The following is a 19,200-nucleotide window of genomic DNA, read 5'->3' on the forward strand; positions in this document are numbered from 1 at the left end:
CAGGCCACATCGGCCTTGCTGATCTTCCTGCAGGTAAATGATGATGCTTCAGCGTGACGACGATGACGGCAAGCCCCGCGACGAGCGGTGTCACGCGAGCGCCTTGCACGAGAGGCATCGCTCTCTGGCGCTTCGCACGACTGTCATGTCGCACCAGTAGACTACCACGCCCTGTCTCTGACATGCCCCACTCTCGACCGATCCTGCCGACGACATGCCATGAGGTTTGACACCTCACACAAGTCGCCGCAACCTTGATCCAGACTGACATTGCATTCTTTACCGTGATACTCCGCAGCGTGGACGGCTTGGCACATGGCGCCCTGCCCTCGAGGACAGCGCATGTAGCAGCGCCCGTTCGCGCAAGGCCTGCCAGCAGGACCTGCCACAAGGACCATGCATTTGAGTGATTCAGCCTCCTCTCTACCTGACAGCTCCCCCGCTGCCACGGACACCAGTGACGATGCACCACTGTTGAAGCTGGCCGCCATCGATCTCGGCTCCAACAGTTTCCATCTGCTGCTGGCCAATCATCAGGCCGGACAATTGCAGGTCGTGGCCAAGCAGGGCGAGAAGATCCAGCTGGCAGCTGGCCTGGATGAAGACGGCATGCTCAGTGAAGATGCCATGGAGCGTGCGCTCAACTGCCTCGCACAGTTCGCGCCCTTCCTGGATGGCATCGAGGCGGAGCATCTGCGCATCGTCGGCACCAACGCGCTGCGTGCCGCGCACAACAGCCAGACATTGATCGATCGCGCCGAGGAATTGCTGGGGCATCCCATCGAGATCATCGCCGGCCGTGAAGAAGCGCGCCTGATCTATCTGGGGGCCGCCCATGCCCTGGCCGATGTGCATGGCAAGCGTCTGATCATCGACATCGGCGGCGGCTCGACGGAATTCATCATCGGTGAACAGTTCGAGCCGCTGTTGCTGGAAAGTCTGCACATGGGCTGCGTGGCCTATACCAAGACATTCTTCTCTGACGGCGAGATCAGCGAGAAACGCATGCGCCGTGCCGAACTGGCCGCTCGCTCGGAGCTGGCCAGCATACAGCGCAGCTATCGCGAGCTGGGCTGGGACGACCCCGTCGGCTCCTCCGGCACCATCAAGGCAGCCGCCAGCGTGATGGAAGCCCATGGCTGGGCAGCACACGGCCTGGTGACTCGCGAGGGACTCCATCGGCTGCGCACCGCTCTCTTGGGATTCAAGCGTCTCGACAAGGTCAGCCTGCCAGGCCTGAAAAGTGACCGCGCCAGCGTCTTCCCGGCCGGGGTCGCGATCCTGTGCGGTATCTTCGAAGCCCTGGAACTCGAGCAGATCCGCTACTCCGATGGCGCGTTGCGCGAAGGCGTGCTGTTTGATCTGATCGGTCGCAATACGGCGGAAGACTCGCGCATCGCGGCCATCGATCTGCTGCGTCGTCGCTATGGTATCGACACCCGCCATGCGGCCAACGTGCGCGATACCGCGCTGGCGCTGTTCGACCAGGTCGCGGATGCGTGGTCACTGGGGGCAACCTCCCGTCAGATGCTGGCCTGGGGGGCCGAACTGCATGAAGTCGGGCTGGCCATCTCGCATAGCCAGTTCCATCGTCATGGCGCCTACCTGATCGAGCATTCCGACCTGCAGGGGTTCTCGCGACCGGAGCAGAAGGCGCTCGCCTTCCTGGTACGCGCCCATCGTCGCAAGTTCGCCAGCCGGGAGCTTGCCAATCTGCCGCTGACGCTTCAGCCACGCCTCGCCCGTCTGGCGCGCCTGCTGCGCATCGCCGTGATGCTCAATCATTCACGCCCTGAACAGCCTGTCCTCGGCACGCAATTGAGCGCCAAGGGCGACGAATTGCGACTGAGCCTGGCAGAAGAATATCGGGATCACAGTCTGATCTGTGATGACCTGACCCAGGAAAGCAGTCTGCAGAAGGCCGCCGACATGACGCTCACCCTCGAAGGCGTCGACTGAGAACGGTCGCCGCCTTGGCCTCGTGCTGTCCCGCCACTACGCCCAGGGCCCCGTGAGACTCTCTGTCGAGACTGACTCCCGGGGCCGACTTCTGAGGCCCACAGTCAGCCACTCGGCTTTGCTCGCAACCACCACCCGCACGCGGGATGCCATAGCGCCACGATGGCTTGATCGCGGGCACGTCGCGCCACCCGCAGCTGGTGGCGCTGCCAGGGTGGGATGTCGGCTTCCTGCAGCAGGCGCTTGAGGTCCCGCCGGCCCCTGTCAGCCAGACGCATGACATCACCCGGCTGACGCTGACCGATCACGACTTCGTCCTCCTGCGCGGCCAATGCCTGCCAGCTCTGTCTCGCCCGATCATCCAGTTCACGCCGTTGGCAGTCACTGACCCCATCACCAAGACCATGCCTTGTAACGGTATCACTCGCCTGCCACCACAGCTGACCGCGCCAGAGGCGCACCACCAGACTTGAGACCGGACTGTGCCAGCGCACCTCCGCCACCGAGTCCGGCGGCGTGACGATCCACTGCTGCAGACTGGCCAGGCGCCCGCGCGGCGGCACCGGCCAGCCGCGTGATTGGCACAGGTGGCGCAGGACCAGACGCTGACGTGGCTCACTCAACTCGCCCAGACGTGCCAGCGACAGCTGCACCTCTTGCTCTTGCTCCTGCCCTTGCTCCAGCTCCTGCCCCGGCGTGACGCGCTCCGCGCCTGACAGCCGTACCTTCGCCAGCAGCTCGGCCGCCAGCTCATCCAGCAATGACTGCTCTTCCTGGAGCTGCTGCGCCGAGCGCGCAAGGCTGCCCGCAGCCTGTGGCCAACGCCCTTCGAGTGCCGGCAGCACCGTGTGACGCAGATAATTGCGATCGAAACGCTGACTGAGATTGCTGGGGTCCTCGCACCAGTCTCGTGAGACACATAGCCCTTGCTGACTCGCCAGAGTCTCGAGATCACGGCGAGAGACATCCAGCAGCGGGCGTACCAGTCGTGCACGCGCATGGGGGGGCAGATCTCGCCCAGTGGACAAGTTGCCCACGGTCAGCGCCCGCTCAGGCGGCATGGCCGCCAGCCCGCGCCCGCCACTGCCGCGCAGCGCGTTGAGCAATAGTGTCTCGGCCTGATCATCCTGATGCTGCGCCAGCCACAGGCTATCGCCCGCCGCCAGACAGGCCGTCAGTGCCGCCAGCCGCGCCTCACGTGCGGCAGCCTCCACGCCTCGCGACTTGAAAGCGGCCTCATCCAGCGCCAGATGGCGCACACTCAACGGCAGCCCCAACCGCGAGGCCAGCCTGCGCGCCAGACGCTCGAAATCATCATTGGCCGCCTGCAGGCCATGGTGCACATGCACCAGGCGCAGCCGTCGCGGGCACTCCTGCGCCGCTCGCGCCACCAGCCTCGCCAGCATCACCGAATCCAGTCCGCCCGAGAGTGCGATCCATACCGTGTGCCGTGAATCCGTTGCTGCCAACGCCGCACGGACGGCAACGAGTGCGCGCGATTCCGCCATCTCGCCAAGAGACTGCGGAGACGAGGACATCGAGTCCAGTGAAGAAGACAGAGACATGCCGAGCTCCCGTCGCGAAAGCAGATGGATGGAGTGAGCGGAGAAAAAGCGGCCCTGAACGCAAGGACGCCCCCGGAAGATTCCGGAGGCGTCCTGGTCACTCAGGCGTGAACTGCATGCGCATCAAGCGTGATGTGCAGAGATCATGCCGGTGCGCCGTAGCTCATCAGGCGCTGGTAACGACGCTCCAGCAGGGCGTCGGCATCCAGCGCGCCAAGACGCTCCAGGCCTTCACCCAGCGCGGCCTTGATGCTGTCGGCAGCAGCTTGCGGGTTGCGGTGCGCGCCACCCAGCGGCTCCTTGATCAGGTTGTCGACGAAGCCCAGCTCCTTGAGGCGCGAGGCCGTGATGCCCATGGCATCAGCGGCATCGGCGGCACGCTCTGCGCTCTTCCACAGGATGGAGGCACACCCTTCCGGCGAGATCACCGAGTAGGTGGAGTACTGCAGCATGTTGAGCTCGTCACACACGCCGATGGCCAGTGCACCACCGGAACCGCCCTCACCGATGACGGTGGAGATGATCGGGGTCTTGAGGCGCGACATCACTGCCAGATTGTAGGCGATGGCCTCGGACTGACCGCGCTCCTCGGCACCGATGCCCGGATAGGCACCCGGGGTGTCGATGAAGGTCAGGATCGGCATCTTGAAGCGCTCGGCCATCTCCATCAGACGGCAGGCCTTGCGGTAGCCTTCCGGACGCGGCATGCCGAAGTTGCGACGCACCTTTTCCTTCACGTCACGGCCTTTCTGGTGACCGATCACCATCACCGGCTTGTCGTCGAGACGCGCGATGCCACCGACCAGGGCTTCATCGTCCGCGTAGTGACGGTCGCCGTGCAGCTCATCGAAATCCGTGAACAGGTTCTCGAGGTAGTCGAGGGTATACGGACGCTGCGGATGACGCGCCAGCTGAGATACCTGCCAGGCACCGAGGTCCTTGAAGATGGACTCGGTGAGCTTGGTGCTCTTGTCCTGCAGACGAGCGATCTCGTCAGACAGGTTGACCTGGGAGTCGTTACCGACCAGACGGAGTTCCTCGATCTTGGCCTGCAGCTCGGCGATCGGCTGTTCAAAGTCCAGATAATTGGGATTCATAAGGCGTTTCGTTCGTCGTCTCGGGCAGCCAGGAAAGCGAGTCGGCCGGGTCACTCCCCCTGAGCAAGCGCTCAGGCGATCTGTGGCTCACGGCGGTCACAGTCGGCATGGAATTGGGTACGGAAAAGATAGGGGGGCATTATCGCACCCTGTTCGACAGGTGCAAACCTTGCCCGCCCGTTCGGCGCGGGATTGCCTCTCCCCCACGCCCTTCACCACCTCGTTTCACTTGCATCATCAAGGGGAAGGGATGGCGTCCCTCCCCCTTGATCAACAATCACTCACGGTACTTGAGTCGCACGCCGCGCTGGCCTTCCACCTCACCCAGCTGGATCAGCAGTTCATCGCTGGGGGCGACGCGCCATTGCTCACCAAGCTCCAGCCAGGCCTCCGCGGCGGCATTGCGATAGCGTAGCCGCATCGGCAGGCCTTCGCTGGCCAGGTGCGGCGTCAACAGCGTGGATAGCTGCTGGGTGAAGCGTCCGCCGATATCCTCGGCGGCGATGCTCATCTCGACGGCCTCACCGAAGCGCGCCCGCGCATCGATGATCGGCGTGACATCCTTGCCACGCAGGCGCAGGCCGCCGGAATAATCATCCTGACTGACCTCCCCCTCGACGATCACCACGCTGTCAGGTACCAGCTTGTTGCGTACCTGGTCGTAGAGTTCGCCGAACATCGAGGCCTCGATGCGTCCGGTGCGATCATCCAGGGTCACGAAGGCCATGGTATCGCCACGCTTGGACTTCATGGTGCGCATGGCGATCACTAGCCCGGCGATGCGCTGCGGCTCCCGCGACGGCTTCAGGTCGCTGATGCGCGCATTGATGAAGCGCTTGAGCTCACCTTCGTATTCATCGATGGGATGGCCGGTCAGATAGAGCCCCAGGGTGTCCTTCTCGCCGGTGAGGCGCTCCTTGTCGGTCCACTCACGCGCCTTGCGATAGCCGGCGTAGACATCCGTTTCCGGCTCGCTGAAGGCATCGCCGAACATGTCGGTGATGCCGACATCGTTGTTGGCATGATTCTGGGAGGCGGCCTTGAGCGCATCCTCCACCGCCAGCATCAGCACCGCACGGGACGGGCCGATGTTGTCCAGCGCCCCGGAGCGGATCAACGCCTCCAGGGTGCGCTTGTTGATCTTCTTGGCATCGATGCGCTTGCAGAAGTCGAAGATGTCGCTGAACGGCCCACCCTCGGCACGTGCGCTGACGATCGCTTCGATCGGGCCCTCGCCCACGCCACGGATCGCGCCCAGCCCGTAGACGACGCGCCCTTCGAGGTCGACGGTGAACTTGTAGCCACCGATGTTGACGTCCGGTGGCGTGACCGTCAGGCCGATATGGCGGCATTCCTCGATCAGCGGTACCACCTTCTCGATGGTCTGCATCTCGGTCGAGATCACCGCGGCCATGAACGGCCCCGGATAGTGCGCCTTCAGCCAGCCCGTCTGGTAGGAGACGAGGCCATAGGCCGCCGAGTGGGACTTGTTGAAGCCGTAACCGGCGAACTTTTCCACCAGGTCGAAGATGTTGCCCGCCAGGTCCTTGTCGATGCCCTTCTCGGCACACCCTTCCATGAAGCCGGCACGCTGCTTGGCCATCTCTTCCGGCTTCTTCTTGCCCATCGCGCGGCGCAGCATGTCGGCCTGGCCCAGCGTGTAGCCGGCCAGCACCTGCGCGATCTGCATGACCTGCTCCTGGTACAGGATGATGCCGTAGGTCGGCTCCAGTACCGGCTTGAGCAGCTCATGCTGATAATCCGGGTGTGGATAAGACACTTCGGAGCGACCGTGCTTGCGGTTGATGAAGTCATCCACCATGCCGGACTGCAGCGGGCCCGGGCGGAACAGGGCCACCAGGGCGATCATGTCTTCCAGGCAGTCGGGCTTGAGCTTCTTGATCAGCTCCTTCATGCCGCGGGATTCCAGCTGGAAGACCGCCGTCGTCTCCGCCTTCTGCAGCATGTCGAAGGTCTTGGCGTCATCCAGCGGAATGTCATCGATCTCCAGCGGCGGCAGCCCTTCACGCTCACGGACCTTGTCGACCATCTCGGTCGCCCAGTCGATGATGGTCAGGGTACGCAGCCCCAGGAAGTCGAACTTGACCAGCCCGGCTTCCTCGACATCGTTCTTGTCGAACTGCACCACCAGACCGCTGCCATCCTCTTCACACAGCAGCGGCGAGAAATCGGTCAGCTTGGTGGGAGCGATCACCACGCCCCCGGCGTGCTTGCCGGTACCGCGGGTGGTGCCCTCGAGCTTGAGCGCCATCTCCCAGATTTCCTGGGCCTCTTCATCGTTCTCGATGAATTCCTTGAGCTGAGGCTCCTGCTCGATGGCCTTCTCCAGCGTCATGCCGACTTCAAAGGGAATCAGCTTGGAGAGCTTGTCGCCCAGCGAGTAGGGGCGCCCCTGGGCACGCGCCACGTCACGCACCACCGCCTTGGCGGCCATGGTGCCGAAGGTGACGATCTGCGAGACCGCATTGCGCCCGTAGCGCTCGGCCACGTAATCGATGACGCGATCGCGCTTCTCCATGCAGAAGTCGACGTCGAAGTCGGGCATGGAGACACGCTCCGGGTTCAGGAAGCGCTCGAACAGCAGGTCGTATTCCAGCGGATCCAGATCGGTGATCTTCTGGGCATAGGCCACCAGTGAGCCGGCACCGGAACCACGCCCCGGACCGACCGGCACGCCGTTGTCCTTGCCCCACTGGATGAAGTCCATGACGATCAGGAAGTACCCGGGGAAGCCCATCTGCAGGATGATGTCGAGCTCGAAGTCCAGGCGGGAACGATAGCGCTGTTCGGTGTCGGCCCAGGCTTCGCTGTCGCGGGGATGCCTGTCGCGCGGATAGAGCTTCTCGAGGCGTTCCGTCAGGCCATCATGGGAAACCTTGCGGAAGAACTCATCCATCGTCATGCCTTCCGGCACCGGGAACTCGGGCAGGAAGTAGGTCCCCAACTGAACCGTCACGGAACAGCGCGCCGCGATCAGCACGCTGTTCTCGAGCGCTTCGGGAATGTCGGCGAACAGCTCGTGCATTTCCTCGGCGGTCTTCAGGTATTGCTCATCGCTGTAGCGGGTCTCGCGGCGCGGGTCATCCAGCGCCTTGCCTTCCCCGATGGCCACGCGCGTCTCGTGGGCCCAGTAGTCCTCACGCTTGAGAAAGCGCACGTCATTGGTGGCGACCACCGGGGTATCGGTCGCCTCCGCCAACGCCACCGACAGGTGCAGGCACTCTTCCTCGTACTGGCGCTGGGTACGGGTCAGCTCCAGATAGAAGCGATCCCCGAAGACCGCCTTCCATTCGCTCAGTAGGGTCCGTGCGGTGTCTTCGTGATCCGAGAGCAGATGACGCCCGATCTCGCCCTCGCGACCCCCGGACAGCACGATCAGCCCCTCGGCCTGCTCGAAGATCCACTGCTTCTCGAGATAGGCACGCCCCTGCTTCTGGCCGTCGGTCCAACCGCGCGAGATCAGCTCGGTCAGATGACGATAGCCGATGTCATTCATCGCCAGCAGCGTGATGCGGTAGGGGCGCGTGACGTCCTGCGGATTGGTCATCCACAGATCGGAACCGATGATCGGCTTGATCCCGGCCCCTCGGGCATTGGAGTAGAACTTGACCAGCCCGAACAGGTTGGCCTCGTCGGTGACCGCGACAGCCGGCTGGCCTGCCGTGGCGGTCGCCTTGATCAGCGGCTTGACGCCGGGCAGACCATCGACGAGAGAGAACTCGGTGTGAACGCGCAGGTGAACAAAGGGCGTGGTCATGGAATCGGCTCGTGAAGTCTGCGTGACGGTAAAGGATTCAGTCGCGGCGGGTGACGATGGCCGCGCTGACGCTGCCGGCGCCTCGGACGCTGAAGGCGGGGACTCCGCTGCCAAGGATAGCGCGTCGGGGGCAGCGTCTGAAGGCGCCTCGCCTGTCAGGACGACCTCGACTGACGGGGATGCCGTGGTCTCACTGGCATCAGTCAGACCACGGCTGGCGGCTTTTTTTCAGCGGGAGACTGGCTCGGCTCACTCGTCGCCAGGGCCGCTTCCTGCTCTGACGGCCCCGACGATCGCTCTGACGGCCCCGACGATTGCTCTGATGACTCGACAGCCTTGTCCGGCTCAGCGGTTGGCTCAACCGGGGCTGGCAGCGCGATCAATGCATCTTCCGGCACGGCCTGCGGCACATGCCCGGCCATGTAAAGCCGCTTGACCGGCCCGAAGCTCTTGCGATGCAGGGTAAGGATGCCATGCGTCTCGATGGCGGCCTGATGCTCGCGGGTCGGGTAGCCCTTGTGACGCGCGAAACCGTAGGCGGGGAAGCAGGCATCCAGCGCTGCCATCTGGGCATCGCGGTATACCTTGGCCAGTATGGAAGCCGCGCCGATGGCGGCGTGGCGCAGGTCGCCCTTCACCACCGCCATGCCGGGAATCTCGTGCCCCGGCAAGCGGTTGCCATCCACCAGCAGATATTCCGGGCGCACACCCAGGGCATCGATGGCGCGCCGCATCGCCAGGTGCGTGGCCTGATAGATGTTCAGCTCATCGATCTCTTCACTGGTGGCCTCGGCGATCGCCCAGGCCCAGGCACGCGCACGAATCTGCTCGTACAGTGCCAGGCGCTTCTTCTCGCTGAGTTTCTTGGAGTCGGTGATGCCCTCGATGGGGTCATTCGGGTCAAGAATCACCGCTGCCGCCACCACGGGCCCGACCAGCGGTCCACGCCCGACCTCATCGATACCTGCCAGCAGCTCCCCGTGATAGGGGATCACCAGCGCCGGGAAATCATCGGCAGGTTTGCGCTTGCGACTGGCGGGCAGAGTGGCGGGTCGATCGGCAGAATCGGTCATGGTATCTCGGGGCGTCAGACAACCGACAGACCACTGTTGCGGCCTGCCGATCAGGGGGTATCAGTCAGTAAAGGCATCTCGGGCGGCCGTGATCAGCGCCCCGCCAGCTCACCGATGGCAATGGCGGCCGCGGCGCTGGCATCACAGGTCAACTCACGATGCATGGCGACGAAGCGCTCACGCAGCTCACGCTGGCGACAGACATCGCCGGCGGCACGCGACAGCAAGGGAGCGAGGCTTTCCTCGATGGACTCCGGCGTGGCTGCGTCCTGGATCAGCTCCGGCACCAATGTCTCGCGGGCAATCAGGTTGGGAAGCGAAATCCAATCGGTCTTGACCATGTGCCGTGCGATGCGGTGGGTCATCGGCGCCATGCGATAGGCCACCACCATCGGACGATGACACAGCAGACATTCGAGCGCTGCCGTACCGGAGGCCAGCAGCACGGCATCGGCGGCAGTCATCGCTTCACGCGACTGGCCATCGATGAGGTGAATGCGACTGCGATCCAGCGCCTCGCGCCCCTGCATCAGTGACTCAAGCTCGCTACGCCGCAGCGGCGTGGCGGCCGGAATCACCACTTCAAGCGCAGGGTAACGCTGGCAAAGGCGCTCAATGGAGGCCAGGAAGGTCTCGCCGAGGAAACGAATCTCGTTGCCACGGGATCCCGGCAACACCGCCAGCAACTGCACGTCGGGGGCAATCCCCAGCTGCAGGCGAGCAGCATCGCGATCATCCTCGAGCGGCAACTCATCCGCCAGCGGATGGCCGACGAAGGTCACCGGCACCTGATGTTCGCGATAGAAGGCCGCCTCGAAGGGCAGGAAGGTCAGCATGCGATCGACGGCACGGCGGATGGTCTTCACCCTGCCCTGACGCCAGGCCCAGACGGAGGGACTGACATAGTGCGCCGTAGTGATGCCCCGCTTGCGCAGGCGCAGCTCGAGCCCCAGATTGAAGTCGGGAGCATCAATACCGATCATCACGTCAGGCTGCCACTCAAGCGCGTCGCGCAACAGATGGCGACGCACCTTGATCAACTCCGGCAGATGCTTGAGCACCTCGACCAGCCCCATGATGGAGAGAGTTTCCAGCGGATAGAGGCTGTCGAAGCCTTCGGCCTGCATGCGCGGCCCCCCGATGCCACGAAACTCGACATCGGGATGACGCGCCTTGAGCGCGCGCATCAAGCTGGCACCGAGGATGTCACCGGAGAGCTCTCCGGCTACCAGGAAGATGCGCATGCTCAGCGTGTCAGGCCACGAGTGGACGCCTTGAGCGAGGCGATGAAGACATCGCGCTCGGCGAGAGGCGGCTCACCTTCCAGCTTCTCGAGTGCCTGCGCCAGTGTCAGCCCCTGACGGAAGACCGTCTTGTAGGCCGCGTTCAGGGCGGAGATGGTCTCGCGACTGAAACCACGGCGCTTGAGGCCGACGCTGTTGAGGCCATGCGCCTCGGCAGGGTGCCCATTGACCATCACGAAGGCCGCGATGTCCTTGGTGATGATGGAGCCACCACCCGCCATGGCGTGCTCGCCGACATGACAGAACTGGTGCACCGCCGACAGGCCGCCGAGAATGACGTGATTGCCCAGATGGACATGCCCCCCCAGCGTCGCCTGATTGGCCATGATGCAGTCATCCCCGATGATGCAATCATGGCCCACGTGCGAGTAGGCCATGAACAGGTTGCGACTGCCGATGCGTGTCAGGCTGGCATCCTGGACGGTACCCCGGTGCAGGGTCACACCCTCGCGAATGACGTTGTCATCCCCGATCTCCAGGCGTGTCGGCTCACCGGCGTACTTCTTGTCCTGGCAATCCTCACCGACCGAGGCGAACTGGAAGATGCGGTTACGCTCACCGATGACCGTCGTACCCTTGATGACGACGTGCGGCCCCACCACCGTGCCAGCGCCGATCTCGACGTCGGCACCGATCACGCAAAACGGACCGACCTCGACATCGTCGGCCAGGCGGGCGCCGGGATCGACAATGGCAGTAGGATGTATCAAGCGACCTTCCTCTCGGCACAGATGATTTCGGCTTCACAGACCACGTCACCGTCGACCTTGGCCTGACAGGCGAACTTCCAGATACCACGCTTCTCGCGCAGCACGCGGGCGCTGATCTCGAGCTGGTCGCCCGGCATGACCGGACGCTTGAAGCGCACGTTGTCACTGCCCACGAGGTAATAGATGTAACCATCGGCAGGACGCTTGTCGACCGTCTTGAAACCCAGAATACCTGCCGCCTGAGCCATGGCCTCAACGATCAGCACACCCGGCATGATCGGGTGTCCCGGGAAGTGGCCATTGAAGAACGGCTCATTGATGCTCACATTCTTGCGCGCGACGATGAACTCGCCAAGGGACAGTTCCATGACCCGATCGATCAGCAGGAAAGGATAGCGGTGCGGGAGATACTCACGGATCTCGTTGACGTCCATAACCATTGGCTTGCAACCTCTGAAATAACGAAATGCCTGCCGCACTCGGGCAGGCATGTAATGACGGTCCGGACCGCCGTTCTGGCAATGGCGCGCATTATAGCGTCCTTGCGCGCGACTGGCAGCCGCTCATTGCCCAGAGTCGCCGGGCTGACGAGATGACCTGCCTGGACAGGCGCTCGGCACAAGGCACAAAACCAGCGACCACTGCCTCATGGACAACGCCTGCTGGCACCTGCCGCGGTGCCAGAGCAGCGCTACCTGTCCTTCAAGTCCTTCTCGACCTGGTTCAGACGTCGTGCGAGCTGATCCAGCTGCTTGAAACGCACGGCATTGCGGCGCCACAGGCCATTGTCCATCGCCCCGGTACCCGACGAGTACACGCCCGGCTTGGTGATGGAATTGGTCACCAGACTCATGCCGGTGACCTGCACGCCATCACAGATTTCCAGATGCCCGGCAAGCCCCACGCCACCGCCCATCAGACAGTAGCGACCCACCTTGGTGGAACCGGCGATGCCGACACAGCCGGCCAGCGCCGAGTGATCTCCGATCTGCACGTTGTGCGCGATCTGGACCTGGGAGTCGATCTTGACGTCATTGCCGATGATGGTGTCGCCGAGTGCTCCTCGGTCAATGCTGGTGCAGCTGCCGACCTCGACATCATCACCGATCATCACGCCACCCAGCTGGGCGATCTTGTGCCAGCCCTTGCCGTCGTGGGCGAAACCGAAGCCGTCGGCACCGATCACGCAGCCACTGTGCAGGACTGCCCGCGCCCCGATGACCACCCCGTGATAGAGCGTGACATTGGGATGCAGCAGACACCCTTCGCCCAGCACGCTGTCAGCGCCAATGACGCACCCGGCCTGGAGACGGGAGCCATCCCCGATACTGACACCGGGGCCGACCACCACCTGCGGGCCGATCTCGACATTCGCGCCCAGCGTGGCCGTCTCATCGACGACCGCACTGGGATGCACACTGGCCTGCGGTGCCTGTGCCATGGGATCGAACAACCGTGACAGCTCGGCATAGGCCAGGTAAGGATTGTCCAGCACCAGCGCATGGCTCTTGCACTCGTCGAGATGACTCTCGTGCAGCAGCACCGCCGTGGCCTGAGAGTCCGCGAGATACTTGAGGTAGGCGCGATTGGCGAGGAAGGCGATATCGCCTGGCGCCGCGTCCACCAGCGTCGACAGACCAGAGACCCGAACGTTCGGGTCGCCAACGAGTCGAGCACCCAGCCGCTGAGCCAGATCCTCGAGAGTGTAGGAGAATTGTTGCTTTTTCATGCTGTCTCTAGGCGTCGGGCGCCGCTGGCTCGCATTCGCGTAGGCATGCTCAATGCTGGCATCGCGCGCCGTGACGCGCGACGACATCAGTTGAGCGAGTTGAAGACCTGGGTGACCTCATCGGTCAGGTCGAGACCATCCTTGCTGTAGACCGTGGCACTGCGGTCTACCAGCAGCTCGACACCGTGCTTGTCGACGACCTGCTGAATGGCCTTGTCCAGCTTGGGCTTGGATTGCTTGAGGAATGCCTGCTCGGCCTGCTGCTGCTGCTGCTGGACCTGGCCGCGCAGCTGCTGGAACTGCCCGCCCTTCTGGCGCAGTTGCTGCTGCAGTGACTGGCGCTCGGAATCCGACATCACCGCACCATCCTTCTGCAGCTTGTTCTGCATGGTCTCAAGCTCCTTGGCCAGCGCCTTGGCCTGATCCTGCTTGCCAGCCAGCTGATTCTTGAGCTGATTCATGGAGCGCTGGGCAGCATCGGAGCTCAACAGCGCCTGGCGCCAGTCCATGACCGCCACTTCCGTGGCCTGGGCCATCATCGGGGTCGCAAAGGCTGCGAGGCCGCCTGCCAGACACAGTGCGCGGGTCAATTTACGCATCATAAAACTCCTTGTAGGCCTGTTGTTCGGTGACCGACGCCAGAACAGGAACGGCGGCGCCGGCAGCGGGGACATGACGCCACATCGGTTGCCCACCGGTGTGGCGTCATGTCCGCCTTAGAAGGTCTGGCCCAGTGAGAACTGGAAGATCTCGGTGTCGTCGTCGTCATCGTCACCGATGGGCTGCGCGACACTGAAGGTCAGCGGGCCAACCGGCGTGATCCATGACAGGCCGATACCGGCGCTGTAATTCAGATCGCCGAGGTCCACGCCACTCTCACAGGAACTGGAATAGCTGGAGCCGACATCGTAGCAGGACGTCAGATAGGTATTCCCCGCATCCACGAAGAACGACGGCTGGACGCTGCGCTTGTCCTTGACGAAGGGCATCGGGAAGATCAGATCGATCCCGCCCTCGACCAGGATGTTGCCGCCCAGGGTATCGTCATCACCGTCATCGACCTCGGTGGATGCCTGACCCAGGGTGTTGGAGCTGTAACCACGCACGCTGCCCAGACCACCCGCATAGAAGTTCTTGAAGAACGGGTAGGTATCGCCGGAGAACGAATTGGCATAGCCAAGTTCGGTCCGGAACTTGAGCGACCAGTCATCATGCAGTTCGAACAGCTTCTGCCCCTTGTAGCGGAACTTGTAATAGTCCGCATCGGAGCCGGGCACTGCCACTTCCAGTGACAGCAGCTGCGAGCTGCCCGCCGTGGGCAGGATGCCGCGGTTGAGATTGTTGCGCGACCAGCTGGCGGTCAGCTTGTAGAGGTTGAAATCCTCGCCCTCATCACTGATGTACTGCGTGACCTCGGCGGGGCTGTCATCGAAGTCCTTGACGCGCACGAACTCGTAACCGGCACCGAAATTCAGGCGCGACAGTTCGTTGATCGGGTAACCGAAGTTGATGCCACCGCCGAAGCTGTCGGTCGCGTAGCTGGCGACATCGTCATCATCGTCGTAATCCACCTTGCGGTAGAACAGGTTGTAGCCACGCGAGATGCCATCCAGTGTCCAGTACGGGTCGGTATAGCCGAAGCTGACATTGGTGTAGTCATCGGACTTCTGGGCATTGATGTTGACTTCGTTGCCGGTGCCCAGGAAGTTCTTCTGCGACAGCCCCACCCCGTAGATGACCCCGTCACCCTGAGAGAAGCCGACCGACGCCGAGATCGAGCCCGACGGCTGTTCCTCGACGTTGTAGTTGACGTCCAGCTGGTCCGGCTCGCCGGCGACCGGACGCGTGTCCACATCGACCTGCTTGAAGAAGCCGAGGCGCTCGAGCTTCTGCTTGGATTGCTTGATCTTGTCCGTCGAGGCAGGCGCACCCTCGAGCTGGGTCATCTCACGACGCAGCACCTCGTCCGCCGTCGTGGTGTTGCCCTTGAAGTTGATGCGACGCACGTAGGCGCGCTTGCCGGGGTCGACCGCAAAGGTCAGATCCACCGTCTCGCTCTCTTCATTGACCTCAGGCACGGCGTTGACCTTGGCGAAGGCGAAGCCGTCGGCTCCCAATGCCTGACGCAGGGCCTCGCTGGAGGCCGTCACATCACGCTGGGAATAGAGGGCATCCGGAGCGAGCTTGACCAGATCACGCGCCCGCTCTTCCTTCATCTTGATGTCGCCGGCGAAACCGATCTCACCGATCTTGTACGGCTTGCCTTCGTCGACATTGATGGTGACGAAGATCTCGGACTTGTCCGGCGAGATGGACACCTGGGTCGAGCGCACCTGGAAGTTCACGTAACCACGATCCAGATACCAGGACTTGAGCGTCTCGATGTCCCCGGTCAGCTTCTCGCGTGAGTATTCGTCGTCGGAGAACCAGCCGAAGAACCAGCTCGGGCGGTCTTCCAGCTCGAGCTGTTCACGCAGGGTCTCGTCATCGAAGGCGGAGTTGCCGACGATGTTGATCTGGTGGATCTTGGCGACCGCACCTTCCTTGACGTCGATATTGACCTGAACACGGTTGCGCTCGAGGGTTTCCACCGAGGTCTCGATGCGAGCGCTGTAGCGGCCCTGCGCCTGGTAGACGCGCTCCAGCTCACGCTGCATCTCTTCCAGGGTGGAGCGCTGCAACACCTGACCTTCGGCCAGCCCGGCTTCCTTGAGGCCCTTGCGCAGGTCCTCGTCGGGAATCTGCGAGTTGCCGTCGATCTCGATCTTGGAGATCGTCGGGCGCTCGACCACGTCGATGATCAACACATCGCCATCACGCTTGAGGCGGATATCATCAAACAGGCCAGTGTCGAACAGCTGTCGCGCCGCGGAGGACAGATCATCATCCTCGACGGTCTGATCAGCGGAGACGGGGAAGGCGTTGAACACGGTGCCCGCAGACACGCGCTGAAGGCCTTCTACCCGGATGTCGGATACTTTGAAAGACGCGGCCAAGGCGCCTTGACTGGCCCCGAGCAGCGCAGCTGCCAATCCAATGGTCTTGAGTTTCATGCAGTCGCTTCGCTTCTCTGGATTCCGCCCGCTTGGATAAACAGGCACCTTATACACAACCCCTGGCTACTGACAAGACAGCACCCCTGGGGGTCGGCAATCGGGGCCGAAGTCGTGTGGGCATGATGACGGGAGTTGGCCATGTTGGCCAGCCCGTGCAATGAATTGACCCTCATGAGGGGCGACAGTTCAGCTCTGGTTCATCTTGCAGGAAACGCGAGGCAATCCTGAGGCACCCCGTCTTCGCCATCCTGGTGGTTACCACAGACGCATGAGGTCGAAATAGATCGCCATGAACATCAACGACCCGACCAGCGCCATGCCGATCCTGAGCCCGGCATTCTGCACCTTCTCGGACAGTGGCTTGCCGCGCACCGCCTCGACCAGATAGAACAGCAGATGCCCGCCATCCAGCACCGGAATCGGCAGCAGATTCAATACCCCGAGACTGATGGACAGATACGCCATGAAGCCCAGGAAGGCTTCAAGCCCGGAGCGAGCCGTATCACCGGCGATCCGCGCGATGGTGATCGGTCCGGACAGGTTGGAGGGCGCGATCAGGCCCACCAGCATCTTGCGGATGGAGTCCAGCGTCAGCACCGTCATCTCGCCGGTCTTGCTCACCGCCTGCCCTACGGCAGCCAGGGGCCCATAACTGAGCTCACGCTGATACTCTTCCGGCCAGCTGACATTCTCGACACCGGCGCCGACCTGCCCCACGACACGCCCGTCATCGAGCGCATTGCTCGCGGGCGTCAGCGACAGCGTCTCTTCCTTGCCATCACGCGCCACCAGCACGGACAGCGTCTCGCCCGGCGCACCGCGCACCCGCTCGACGAAGTCGATCCAGTCCACCACCAGCACGCCATCAATGCTGACGATACGGTCTCCCGCCTTCAAGCCGGCAGCCTGCGCCGCACCGTCCTCCAGCACTCGCCCCAGCACCGCCGGCAACTGGGGCCGCCAGGCGGTGATGCCCAGCGTGACCAGCGGACGCGGCGGATCCTGATCCACCAGGAAGCGCTCGACATCCAGTGTCTGTTCACGCGAGGCACTGGCGCCCGGAACACGGGTGGTGATCGTCAGCTGGTCGTCCCCTATCGCGCCGATGAGGCGCAGATTGATCGCCTCCCAGCTTGGTGTCGGCTGATCATTGATGGCGACGATTTCCGCATCGGGCGTCAGCCCGGCACGCCCTGCAGGAGAGTCCGGCGCCACCGCTCCGACCATCGGCACCACGGTCGTGGTACCGGCGACGAACAGCGCCCAGTACGCCAGAATCGCCAGCAGAAAATTGGCCAGTGGCCCTGCCGAGACGACGGCGATGCGCTTCCAGACGGACTTGGTATTGAAGGCCAGATGGCGCTCCGACGGGTCGACTGGCCCCTCGCGCTCATCCAGCATCTTGACGTAGCCGCCCAATGGAATGGCCGCGACACCGTATTCCGTGCCGTGGCGGTCCGTCCACGACCAGAACGGCTTGCCGAAACCGATGGAGAAGCGCAGCACCTTGATGCCGCAACGACGCGCGACCCAGAAATGACCGTACTCATGGATGGTGATCAACACCCCCAGCACGACGATCACGGCAAGAATATTCTGGATCACACCCATCACGCGCTCCTGGAAATTGGTGCCCGAGATGGGCAGCCTGCCCTGTCACGCCCACAAGGAAAGTGACAAGACAGTGCAAGATAGGATTTCAGGGCCCGACGAGGGCCAATTGGGCGGCTGCCAACTCACGTGCCGCGGCATCTTCGGACAGGATCACCTCGAGACCATCCACCGCCAGGGGCGGGCGAGCCTGCATGACGGCTTCCACCACCACCGGGATACGATCGAAGGCCAGGCGGCCCTCGAGGAAGGCTGCCACTGCCACCTCATTGGCGGCATTCATCACTGCAGGCCAGGTGCCGCCTGCCGCGATGGCTTCACGCGCCAGACGCAGACACGGGAAGCGCGTCTCATCGGCGGCACGGAAGTCGAGTCGCGCCACCTGGAAAAGATCCAGCGGCTCGACGCCGGCATCGATGCGCTCCGGCCAGGCCAGCGCGTAGGCGATGGGCGTGCGCATGTCGGGATTGCCCATCTGGGCCAGCACCGAACCATCACTGTAAGCCGCCATCGAGTGAATGACACTCTGGGGATGCACGACGACCTGGATGTCGTTGGGCCCACAGGCGAACAGCCAGCAGGCCTCGATCAGTTCCAGCCCCTTGTTCATCAGGGTGGCACTGTCGACGGAGATCTTGCGCCCCATCGACCAGTTGGGATGCGCGCAGGCCTCGGCCGGCGTCACCGTCGCCAAGCGCTCGGCAGGCCACTCGGCCTCGTCACGGAACGGGCCACCCGAGGCAGTCAACAGCAGCTTCTCGACCCCGATGGGGGCCAGCCCATCGCGATGCTCGGGCGGCAGGCACTGGAAGATGGCGTTGTGCTCGGAATCGATGGGCAGCAGCGTCGCACCATGCTGCTTCACCGCATCCATGAACAACTGGCCGGCACACACCAGCGCCTCCTTGTTGGCCAGCAGGACGCGCTTTCCCGCACGCACCGCAGCCAGAGTCGGCAGCAGCCCGGCAGCACCCACGATGGCCGCCATCACGCTGTCGACCTCGGGGGCCTCGCTGATGTCCACCAGCGCCTGCTCACCGTGACGTACCTCGATGGGCGTGCCCTGGTAGCTCTCGACGCCCTCGAGCGCCTCGCCGAGCCACAGCGCCGCCTCGGCGGAGGCGATCACCGCCACCTGAGGTCGATGGACCAGGCACAGCTCCAGCAACGCCTCATGGCGCGTGGCGGCACTCAATGCATGCACCACATAGCGCTCCGGATGGCGCGAGATCACATCCAGCGTGCTGGAGCCGATGGAGCCGGTGGCCCCCAGAATCGTGATGCGCTGCACCGGCGCATTGGAGGACATGTCACCCGC

12 protein-coding genes and 1 pseudogene are annotated in these 19,200 nt (G+C 63.3%); 1 reads left to right on the forward strand and 12 read right to left on the reverse strand.

Annotated features, from left to right (window positions below):
* Positions 1–396: 396 nt before the first annotated feature.
* On the forward strand, positions 397–1,959 hold the full coding sequence (gene ppx, locus BOH68_RS15715) for an exopolyphosphatase (protein ID WP_077377856.1): 1,563 nt from the start codon (positions 397–399) through the stop codon (positions 1,957–1,959).
* A 104-nt stretch (positions 1,960–2,063) separates the two neighbouring features.
* Here ppx and tilS read toward each other — a convergent pair whose 3' ends face one another.
* The 12 genes and pseudogenes from tilS to ispC form a co-directional block, all read right to left on the reverse strand.
* Positions 2,064–3,524: a tRNA lysidine(34) synthetase TilS gene (gene tilS, locus BOH68_RS15720; protein ID WP_103751452.1), complete on the reverse strand. Its 1,461-nt coding sequence runs from the start codon at positions 3,522–3,524 to the stop codon at positions 2,064–2,066.
* Between the two features lie 143 nt (positions 3,525–3,667).
* Positions 3,668–4,621, reverse strand: coding sequence for an acetyl-CoA carboxylase carboxyl transferase subunit alpha (gene accA / locus BOH68_RS15725; RefSeq protein WP_077377854.1), 954 nt, complete (start codon positions 4,619–4,621; stop codon positions 3,668–3,670).
* A gap of 277 nt (positions 4,622–4,898) precedes the next feature.
* Positions 4,899–8,399, reverse strand: a complete 3,501-nt coding sequence (dnaE, locus tag BOH68_RS15730) for a DNA polymerase III subunit alpha (protein ID WP_077377851.1) — start codon at positions 8,397–8,399, stop codon at positions 4,899–4,901.
* A gap of 428 nt (positions 8,400–8,827) precedes the next feature.
* Positions 8,828–9,472 (reverse strand): annotated as a pseudogene (gene rnhB / locus BOH68_RS15735) (ribonuclease HII); the annotation flags it as partial.
* Between the two features lie 92 nt (positions 9,473–9,564).
* Entirely contained in the window at positions 9,565–10,716 is a 1,152-nt protein-coding gene (lpxB, locus tag BOH68_RS15740; RefSeq protein WP_077377845.1) for a lipid-A-disaccharide synthase, read from the reverse strand.
* Positions 10,717–10,718: 2 nt separating this feature from the next.
* Positions 10,719–11,486 carry an acyl-ACP--UDP-N-acetylglucosamine O-acyltransferase gene (gene lpxA, locus BOH68_RS15745; RefSeq protein ID WP_077377842.1) on the reverse strand — a complete coding sequence of 256 codons (768 nt, stop codon included), beginning with the start codon at positions 11,484–11,486 and terminating at the stop codon, positions 10,719–10,721.
* The gene (gene fabZ, locus BOH68_RS15750) at positions 11,483–11,926 is read right to left on the reverse strand and encodes a 3-hydroxyacyl-ACP dehydratase FabZ (RefSeq protein WP_077377839.1); all 444 of its coding nucleotides are present in this window, start codon (positions 11,924–11,926) and stop codon (positions 11,483–11,485) included. Before fabZ ends, lpxA begins: the two co-directional genes overlap by 4 nt.
* Positions 11,927–12,177: 251 nt before the next feature.
* Complete coding sequence (gene lpxD / locus BOH68_RS15755; RefSeq protein WP_077378183.1) at positions 12,178–13,215, reverse strand: UDP-3-O-(3-hydroxymyristoyl)glucosamine N-acyltransferase; 1,038 nt, start codon at positions 13,213–13,215, stop codon at positions 12,178–12,180.
* Between the two features lie 86 nt (positions 13,216–13,301).
* Entirely contained in the window at positions 13,302–13,814 is a 513-nt protein-coding gene (locus tag BOH68_RS15760) for an OmpH family outer membrane protein (protein ID WP_077377836.1), read from the reverse strand.
* 117 nt (positions 13,815–13,931) lie between these two features.
* Positions 13,932–16,268, reverse strand: coding sequence for an outer membrane protein assembly factor BamA (bamA, locus tag BOH68_RS15765; RefSeq protein ID WP_170877460.1), 2,337 nt, complete (start codon positions 16,266–16,268; stop codon positions 13,932–13,934).
* A 258-nt stretch (positions 16,269–16,526) separates the two neighbouring features.
* On the reverse strand, positions 16,527–17,882 hold the full coding sequence (rseP, locus tag BOH68_RS15770; protein WP_077377833.1) for a sigma E protease regulator RseP: 1,356 nt from the start codon (positions 17,880–17,882) through the stop codon (positions 16,527–16,529).
* An 88-nt stretch (positions 17,883–17,970) separates the two neighbouring features.
* A complete protein-coding gene (gene ispC / locus BOH68_RS15775) occupies positions 17,971–19,191 on the reverse strand; it encodes a 1-deoxy-D-xylulose-5-phosphate reductoisomerase (RefSeq protein ID WP_077378177.1) in 1,221 nt (406 codons plus the stop codon).
* Positions 19,192–19,200: the final 9 nt, after the last annotated feature.

The sequence above is a fragment of the Cobetia sp. MM1IDA2H-1 genome (assembly GCF_002916775.2).
GTDB lineage: Bacteria > Pseudomonadota > Gammaproteobacteria > Pseudomonadales > Halomonadaceae > Cobetia > Cobetia marina.

Coding starts and splice junctions, on each gene's coding strand:
- lpxB (WP_077377845.1), bottom strand. CDS start 10,716: ATGCGCATCTTCCTGGTAGCCGGAGAGCTCTCCGGTGACATCCTCGGT.
- lpxD (WP_077378183.1), bottom strand. CDS start 13,215: ATGAAAAAGCAACAATTCTCCTACACTCTCGAGGATCTGGCTCAGCGG.
- tilS (WP_103751452.1), bottom strand. CDS start 3,524: ATGTCTCTGTCTTCTTCACTGGACTCGATGTCCTCGTCTCCGCAGTCT.
- fabZ (WP_077377839.1), bottom strand. CDS start 11,926: ATGGTTATGGACGTCAACGAGATCCGTGAGTATCTCCCGCACCGCTAT.
- ispC (WP_077378177.1), bottom strand. CDS start 19,191: ATGTCCTCCAATGCGCCGGTGCAGCGCATCACGATTCTGGGGGCCACC.
- bamA (WP_170877460.1), bottom strand. CDS start 16,268: ATGAAACTCAAGACCATTGGATTGGCAGCTGCGCTGCTCGGGGCCAGT.
- accA (WP_077377854.1), bottom strand. CDS start 4,621: ATGAATCCCAATTATCTGGACTTTGAACAGCCGATCGCCGAGCTGCAG.
- dnaE (WP_077377851.1), bottom strand. CDS start 8,399: ATGACCACGCCCTTTGTTCACCTGCGCGTTCACACCGAGTTCTCTCTC.
- rseP (WP_077377833.1), bottom strand. CDS start 17,882: ATGGGTGTGATCCAGAATATTCTTGCCGTGATCGTCGTGCTGGGGGTG.
- ppx (WP_077377856.1), top strand. CDS start 397: ATGCATTTGAGTGATTCAGCCTCCTCTCTACCTGACAGCTCCCCCGCT.
- BOH68_RS15760 (WP_077377836.1), bottom strand. CDS start 13,814: ATGCGTAAATTGACCCGCGCACTGTGTCTGGCAGGCGGCCTCGCAGCC.